The sequence below is a fragment of the Thalassobacterium sedimentorum genome (assembly GCF_031127905.1).
Taxonomy (GTDB): Bacteria; Verrucomicrobiota; Verrucomicrobiia; order Opitutales; family Coraliomargaritaceae; genus Thalassobacterium; species Thalassobacterium sedimentorum.
Genome location: NZ_JARXIC010000114.1, coordinates 1 through 684, shown reverse-complemented (window position 1 = coordinate 684; position 684 = coordinate 1). Strand labels below are relative to the sequence as shown.

Genomic DNA, 684 nt, shown 5'->3' with positions numbered 1-684 from the left:
CTCATCCATTCCGGACCTGTTCGACACCCGAATGTCGGTATTACCGCTGCCGACCTCCAGGAAGTGCCCCTGCCCCGAGACATTGATGTGATAATGGTTTTCGATGACTACGGGCGGAGGATCAGGCTCCTTCGGCACGCAGGTCGTTAAGAATGGTGTAACAACAAGCATCAGGGTCGCGGCCAATAGATGTATGGATTTTAATTTTGAGTGCATGTTACCTGTTACACGGAATTTGGTTGATTGGGAGATTTAGGTGTTTTGAAACTCTTGCTGCTGCGAAAATCGGGCTCTGCTTCGGTTTTGTCAGGCAGTTGCATTTAATTATAGCAGGTCTGTGCATGCGTTCGGAAAAATACCCGATTGGGACCGATCCGGAAGAGGTTGCATTTTACGGCAGCAGTAAATCGGCATTGTCATCCCCAGCATAGCAGCTCTTGGAGACTGCCTCGGCGGAATTTTCCCATGAGTTCGGTCAGTTCGCTCCATTTGTATTTTGAAGGCTGATTACGCCAAAATTTCATGACTCAGCCCATAGGTTGCATTTGTCTCCCCATATTGCTTCAAATTCGAAATTCCAACAACCCACCGGGGACGGCAGGGACAGCTGGGACGGTTTCCGGGCAATTTGAGGTGGCAGATCTTGGAAGGGTAAACGCTTTTCCCCTGGTCCGAACCTGTAGT

General features: G+C 49.7%; 1 protein-coding gene. It reads right to left on the bottom strand.

Annotated features, from left to right (window positions below):
* Positions 1-216 (bottom strand): hypothetical protein (locus QEH59_RS18635; RefSeq protein ID WP_308986895.1); only part of this gene is annotated, 216 nt, incomplete at its 3' end.
* Positions 217-684: the final 468 nt, after the last annotated feature.